The 7493-nt window shown below is 31.3% G+C and carries 7 protein-coding genes; all 7 read right to left on the bottom strand.

All coding sequences use genetic code 11. The features are described from left to right. Positions 1 to 109: 109 nt before the first annotated feature. The 7 genes from AB1498_10380 to AB1498_10350 all read right to left on the bottom strand — a co-directional run bounded on the left by AB1498_10380 (position 110) and on the right by AB1498_10350 (position 7491). Positions 110 to 1315, bottom strand: a complete 1206-nt coding sequence (locus AB1498_10380; protein MEW6088694.1) for a glycosyltransferase — start codon at positions 1313 to 1315, stop codon at positions 110 to 112. Positions 1316 to 1379: 64 nt separating this feature from the next. Continuing rightward, positions 1380 to 2090 carry a DapH/DapD/GlmU-related protein gene (locus tag AB1498_10375; protein ID MEW6088693.1) on the bottom strand — a complete coding sequence of 237 codons (711 nt, stop codon included), beginning with the start codon at positions 2088 to 2090 and terminating at the stop codon, positions 1380 to 1382. A gap of 36 nt (positions 2091 to 2126) precedes the next feature. Continuing rightward, positions 2127 to 3365 (bottom strand): glycosyltransferase family 4 protein, encoded by a 1239-nt coding sequence (locus AB1498_10370; GenBank protein MEW6088692.1) that lies wholly within the window; start codon positions 3363 to 3365, stop codon positions 2127 to 2129. After that, positions 3365 to 4246 (bottom strand): glycosyltransferase family 2 protein, encoded by an 882-nt coding sequence (locus AB1498_10365; GenBank protein ID MEW6088691.1) that lies wholly within the window; start codon positions 4244 to 4246, stop codon positions 3365 to 3367. Before AB1498_10365 ends, AB1498_10370 begins: the two co-directional genes overlap by 1 nt. Then, positions 4243 to 5310: a glycosyltransferase family 4 protein gene (locus AB1498_10360; protein MEW6088690.1), complete on the bottom strand. Its 1068-nt coding sequence runs from the start codon at positions 5308 to 5310 to the stop codon at positions 4243 to 4245. Before AB1498_10360 ends, AB1498_10365 begins: the two co-directional genes overlap by 4 nt. A 9-nt stretch (positions 5311 to 5319) precedes the next feature. After that, entirely contained in the window at positions 5320 to 6552 is a 1233-nt protein-coding gene (locus AB1498_10355) for a glycosyltransferase family 4 protein (protein ID MEW6088689.1), read from the bottom strand. Between the two features lie 3 nt (positions 6553 to 6555). Next, positions 6556 to 7491 carry a glycosyltransferase family 2 protein gene (locus AB1498_10350; GenBank protein ID MEW6088688.1) on the bottom strand — a complete coding sequence of 312 codons (936 nt, stop codon included), beginning with the start codon at positions 7489 to 7491 and terminating at the stop codon, positions 6556 to 6558. Positions 7492 to 7493: the final 2 nt, after the last annotated feature.

Below are 7493 nucleotides of genomic sequence, written 5' to 3'. Positions count from 1 at the left end.
CTTCGCATGCCATTTTATTCCCTTTTTTTATGGCTTTTGCTTCGGTTTTTTTTGCTGTTGTCTTTAAGATTTATTATTCACTTGATTCCTCGCAGGCTAAAGCCTGCGCCTACCTGATTTCCACCGGGAACTGACCGGTTACCTCAATTTGCAATCCTTTATATATTTGAAGCAGTGTTGTAGTTTTTTCATCCCAATTATAATATTTTTCTACAAACTGCCGCGCTTTTGCTCCTAAACTTTCTGCAAAGTTTGCATCGTTCAAAATATTTATTACTGCCCTGGCAAATTCATCAGGGGTATCTCCAGCAAGCAGACAATTACTCACATCCATGGGAAAAGCCTCACATGCCTTGCTTGTCGTAACAACCGGTTTTGCCATACTCATAGCTTCCAGTATCTTATTTTGTATGCCCCCGCCTGCCACAATTGGTGCAACAACCACACTTGCTTTGGACAAATATAAACGAAGGTCGGGGACATATCCTGTAATAATAATATCCGAGGATTTAAATTTTTTTACTTTGGGCCCCGGGCAATTTCCCACAACATACAATATGGCCTGGGGTATTTCCATCCTGATTTTAGGCCAGATTTTTTCTGCAAAAAAAATAAACGCTAATTCATTCGCTATATAACTCATCTTGCCGGTCATAACTATTGAAAACGGTTCAATCTCTGCGTTTTGAGGTTTAAAATATTCAAAATCGACTCCATTGGCAATAACTTCAACCGGCAGGTTTTTATCTAATTCCAAAAGTCCTTTTTTTTCATTTTCAGTCGTTATCAAAACCTTATCAAACCTTCCTGCTTCCCTTGGTTCATAACGGCTTAGTTTAAACCATTCTATATACCTTATAAACCTCATAAAAAAAGAATATTTTGCATCTGAAAATTGCTTATATAAATTAGTAACACAGTCTACAGAATCAAAAACCGACGGCAGCGTATTTTCTTTGGGTAAATAATATGCCGCTCTTATAAATTCAACATGGATCAAATCAAACTTTTCTTTTTCGAGCAACTCCTTTACTCTTTTCTTCATTTTTCCGGAAAAACAATACGCAGACTGCAGCGACACACAAGATATTAAATATTTAACACAATTCCAGATAGATTTATATTTCGGCAAAAAAAATGTTTCAACTTTTTCACAATATTTTTCTACTTCCTCCAAATTGTCAAATTCCTTTTTATCAGGGACAAGAGAAACCAAATATATAGAGTGCCCTTGTTTTTTCAGGGATTTAATAAAGTTAAATGAACGGACCCTGATTAAAGATGGTAAGTATGGGGTAATAAATAAAATTCTCACAGTAATAATTCCAGATTTAAGCTTTAATCATTCATAATTTACTTTCTCAATATTATCAAAAAATTTATTTCTGATTATTGATTCTTTCTCTGTCCCATGAAACCCCAGTTTTTACTACCTTTGCGGGATTACCGGCTAAAATCACACCTGGGCCACATGATTTTGTAACAACAGAACCTGCACCAATAATACTATTTTTACCAATATGTACACCTTTCAAAATAATACAGTGATCACATATCCATACATGATCCTCAATTTCAATATTTTTGGCGAAATTTATTCGTTTACCGCTTTCCTGGCTAATTATTGAATGAGAATCCGTGGTTCGAATATAAATATGTTGGCCAAACATACAGTCCTCTCCAATAATTACTTTCATACCGGGTTCTACTACAGCAATATTAGCTTCTTCTAAAACAGAATTTTTACCTATAAAAAGAGTGCAATTTTCATCTTCAAAATCAATACTCGCCCTTCTTTTAAACCAACAATTTTCTGAGATATCAATATTGTGTCCTGAACCTTTGATATAGAATCTAACATTATTTAAATAGCAACCAGGCCCAATAATTATCTTATTATTGTTCCCTGTTATATTAAATTTTACATTATTCAATTTAACCCCATCTTTTAAAATAGAATTGTTAGTTCCATTTATATTATATATACAATTCTTCTCATTAAGGGTATTTCTAACAAGAATTTTCAATCTGGCAATTATTGGGATTTTTTGCTCTACTATTCTATAGATTTGTTTGATAATATTAAACATTTGACGCTTCTTTTTAAGTTATTATGTCAATATAAGTTAAATGCTGTTTTTCTTTTTCTCAATAACCTTTTCAATGAATATTCCAAATTTTTCACCAATCATTTTCCAATCATACCGTTCCTCCACTAATTTTCTTGCATTTATAGCCATCTGTTCAGCAAACTCCCGATTTTTTAGTAACTCAACTACTCCTTTTGCAAAATTTTCCGGTTCATCCTCAATCCAAATGTTATAAAAAGTTCCAGGCTCCAGGGTCGAGGCTCCAGAGGATAGAACTGGTTTGAGACCTTCGATTCCTTCCGCTCCTTTTGATGTTGAAACAACAGGAGTTCCTAAAGCCATTGCTTCGACTATTTTCAGCCGCGTCCCTCCGCCAACTCTTAAAGGCACTATGCATACGTCACTACTTATTATTAAAGATTTAATATCATTAACATATCCGGTTAATTCAACACTATTATCTGCTTTTAATTTATTAATATCAACATTCTCAATACTTCCGGTTATTTTTAATTTGATGTCTTTTATTTCTTTTCTTATTAAAGGATAAATTTTACCCAGAAAATATTCCATTGCGTCATAATTGGCTCCATAAGTCATAGAACCTGAATAAATTATTGTATTTTTTTGTTCTTTAATAAAGCTGAGGGAATGGTTGGGTATGTCAACTCCATTTGGAATAATTTCATTTAAAATGGAAGAATTTATTTCCGAAACTTTTTGCCGTGTAATTTCGGAAGCAGTTCCATAACCGTCAAACTCTGATAATATTTTCTTAAGGAAATTAACCGATTTCCAATATCTTAACTTATATATAATTAAATCTTTAAATGTTTCACCTCTTGATATGGGCAGTGGAGGATATTCAACTTCAGAATATATTTTAGGGATTTTTTTGAATTTTCTTGCATATAATACAACTTGAGGTTCAGTGCAAATTATTAAATCAATTTTCTGATCTTTAATTATATTACAAACATTTTCTTGCATTTCTTTATTATAAATGTCAATTAAACTTCGTGGAGTCGTCAAATTAAAAAAGCCCCAAAAAGCTTTAAAGCTTTTTGGATTAAAACTCTTAAAATATATAGCTTTAATATCATTACAATATTCTTTCAAAGATTCTATATCTTTCCCAGAAACATCAGATTGCCTAAAAGACATTAAACTAATTCTATGTTTTTTAGAAAGAGCTTTTATTAGATTAAATGACCTGATTCTTGAGCCATTATCTGGCGGATAAGGAAACCACGAACAAATAAAAAGGATATTCATTAAACGATAAACCTCCCTGTCCTGTTTAATAAAAAATCAATAATCGCCTTAATGGCCATATTTCTTTCTTGAAATTTATCTTTCCATTTTGCTCGTATGCTCCAACTAAGGATAGTTTTAATATTTCCAAATAAAGTTTTTAATATTTTAATGCTTCCAAATTTATGTTTTTTTAAGAAAAATAATTTATTACGCGTCATATAATAAGTAATTATAGGTGTCGAAACTGCCCCTCCCTTATGCCACATCTTTGCTTTTGGAACATAAATTATACTGTAACCGGCATTTTTAGCCCTGAAACATAAATCAGTTTCTTCCCAATACATATAAAATTTTGGATCAAAGTGTCCGATTTTTTTTATAACCTCTGTTTTAATCATTAACGCACAGCCTGTAGTAAAATCAACTTCCTCTACCCTATCGAATTGTCCTTTGTCAATATTCTTATTAGCGCGAATATCCAATGTCAGATTTTCATCAAACTTTTCACCCACAGACTGCAAAATATTTTGGTCACCATAATAATAAACTTTAGGGCCTACAATCCCAATCTTACAATCAGAATGTAAAACCTTAAACAGTTCTCCTATCATTTTAGGGTCAATTATTACATCATTATTTAATAAAAGTATATCTGAAGCACCCTCTTTTAAGGCATAGTCAATACCAATATTATTTCCCTCGGCAAACCCTAAATTTGTTTTGTTTTCAATAATTACCACATGAGGAAATTTGTTATGTATAGTTTTAACAATTTCCTGTTCTGAAGCATTATCTACAATAATAATTTTGAATCCATCAAATAAAGATTCGAAAATGGAATTTAAGCAGTCGACAATATCGTCTAATTTATTCCAGCTTATAATAATTATGTAAATCATTTGTTTCTTAGTCCTTCTTCAAGGACTTTCTCAAATTTTTTCACTGCCTTTTCCCATGTAAAATTTTTAATATATTCATAACCTGCGAAGGATAAACGTTTAAGCTCATTTTCATTACCAAGCAGAAAAATAAGATGTTCCGCTAATTTATTTATATCTTTTGGTTCCGATACTAAAGCGGTCTTCCCGGGAATGGTATAATCCGGGATCCCGCCGATATTTGTTGCAATAACGGCACATTTACAAGCCATAGCTTCCATGGGGGGCAACTGACATCCTTCCGTCCAGCTCGGCGAAATAAAAATATCACAAGAACAATAGATTTCTCTTATTTTTTCTTGTTTCGGATTTTCATAAAATTCAACATAACTTGGAACATCAGGATATTTCTTAACCCCAAACATGATTAATTCAATATTTGGGTAGCTTTTTTTTGCAATTTCAAATGCCCTTATGCCATCTTCAACTCCTTTCCATTTATGCTGACTATATAGCATTAGAATTCTCTTATTTTTATTATATGTTTTTTGATCATTGTAAAATAGATTAATATCTACAGCATTTACAATTACCGATAATTTTTTAGAATTAAATTTTTCCTTTAATAATCTTTCCAACCATGAAGCTATAGTTATCTGGTATAAAGACAAATTATAAGTTTTATCAACAAGTTCTTTTTGTCCGCTCCATATCTCATAATGCTGAATAAAATAGAATTTCTCTCCTTTTTTTTTAGATAAATTATAGACTGAATAAGCGGTCGGCCATGCTGTTGCGATAACTGCATCTGCATCTGGAACAAACATATCAGTGATAAAAGGAACTTGTAACAAATTAAAATTTATTTCAATCCAGTTAATTTTTTTCCCTTTTATTAAATTTCTCAATGAACCTTTGGTTTGCCAATAAAAACCTTTTAACGTCGTATCTCCAAAGTTATAGGCTTTCAAAGGATAAATTACATTAACAATATGCCCTTTTTCGGTTAATCTGTTCGCATACTCAAAAATCACTCTTATTCCGCCTGTTATATATGTGAAAGGGATAATAAAATTTATTTTCATTTGTTTAATTCAATTAGTATCATCAACAACATTATAAAAATATTTTTCCAGGTTAGATACTGATTTTTCCCATGACCAATTTTCAACGACATATTCCCGGCCTTGTTTATCATATCTCCTTGCTACTTCTTTATTTTCCAATAAAAACTGAACAGCTTTAGCATAATTTTCTGTAACTCTATCAGTTAGAAGGCCCGTTTTTTGATGAATAACAGATTCACAAACCCCCCCCTCTCTTATTCCTATTACAGATGTTCCGCAGGACATTGATTCAAGTGGGACTAATCCAAATGGCTCTTCAACTGGTGCATAGACTGTTATTTTAGCCCTTTGATACAATTTTATTAGTTGTTCATCGTCGATCTTTTTATATATTATTACTTTAACGCTTCTTTTCTCAGCTAAGTTTTGCAATCTTAGCTGTTCCTGTAAATTTTCCGTATTACTTACTATAACTAATTTTGGCCTTTTTTCCAATGGAATTAACGATAAGGTTTCTATAATAAATTGGAATCCTTTCACTGGTGATAAGGCGCCTACAGATAAAACATAATTATCTTTCTCCATTATATTTTCTGGCAGGGAAAATTTGTTTACGTCTATGCCATTATAAACCAGTTCAGGCTGTATTTTATAAATCCTTTGCACTTTTTCTTTTATAAAATTTGAAACAACTATTACCTTTGTTGATTTTCTGGTTGATGTAAAATCATTTTTTTTATACATATATTGATATAGGCACCTGAAAATATCAAATTTATCGAAAATGTCTCTTGCCATTTTCCTCCATTTAGGAACTTTATGATTATTATTTATTTTGTGATCATATACCCACCGCAATGGTTCATGACAATGATAAACTGTTTTAATCTTAAGATACCTTAGAATTAATGGCGCTTGTGTAAATTGGCAGGGTTGAACGAATGCCAAATCATATTTTCTCTCATTGATTAACCTGGCAATTTTTTTTGCAAGTGAATCTAAATATATAAGAGTTATAATTCTGCACAAATAATTTAGCCTTCCAAAAGGGCTTTTAAATTCTTGTATTGCGGAGAATGGAAATATATAGAAATTTTGGATAAAAGGTCTGATATCGCAATACTCGTTATTCGCACATGATAAAGAATAGAGATCTATATGATGTTTTTTTGATAATCTTTTCACTATTTCATAAAGGGTCCTTTTTGCACCGCCTGACGGCAAATTATGATAAATCGCAATCCTTAATTTAGTTTTCATATATTATTTTCTATCCTTATATTGTCTAAAAATAATATAAGGTAAATGAAATAATATCCAGATATGGATCCATAATATTTCTAAAAAGTATTTCCAATTTTTAACAGGACCAGAACTTATTATAGCTTTTGATCCCCATTTAAAATATGCATATATATTTTTTATAAATATTTTATTGGGATCTTTTAAAAAATAAAGGAAATGATTTCTTATATAAATATATTTTATTTCTGGAATGGAATGACCCCTGTCATCCCAATGGAATATTTTACTTGTTGTTACAACAAATATTTTAAATTTGTGATAAACTGCCCTCCGGCATAAATCTGATTCCTCCCAATAAGAAAAATATAACGGATCAAAAAATCCGACAGTCTCTAAAACATTCCGTGTCATCAGCATTGCTGCGCCAATAACACGGTCTACTTCATATAATTCCTCCAGCGGTTTATTATTTCTATTTTCTCTGAACTGCTTACTGGTATTTAAAAGGTCTATAAATTTATTATTTATATCTTCCCCTTCATAATCGTATTGTATAGGCCCCAAGATACCAATTGTTTTATCTTTTTCAACTATCTGGACTAAATTTTTAATCCAGTCCGGATCAACTTTAGTATCTTGATTTAAAAGAACTACATAATCTGAACCTTGTCTCAAAGTATATCGGATACCAATGTTGTTTCCTTCGGCAAAACCATAATTTTTGGAATTCTGGATTAGTTCAATCTGCGGATAATTTTGCTTTACATATTCAGCACTGCCGTCCTGTGAGGCATTATCTATAATTAAAATCCTATAATTGTTGTAATTTGTAGCCAGTACCGAATTGATACAATTTTTTAGCCACTTTTTACCATTAAAAACTAAAATAATTATATATACAAGACCTGATTTATTATTAATTATATTTTCATTGCCTTGTTTTACTATTTCCATTT

The organism is bacterium (assembly GCA_040754625.1).
Taxonomy (GTDB): Bacteria; JACRDZ01; JAQUKH01; order JAQUKH01; family JAQUKH01; genus JAQUKH01.
Note: the sequence above shows the minus strand (reverse complement) of the source record. Positions and strands in the feature narration are given on the sequence as shown.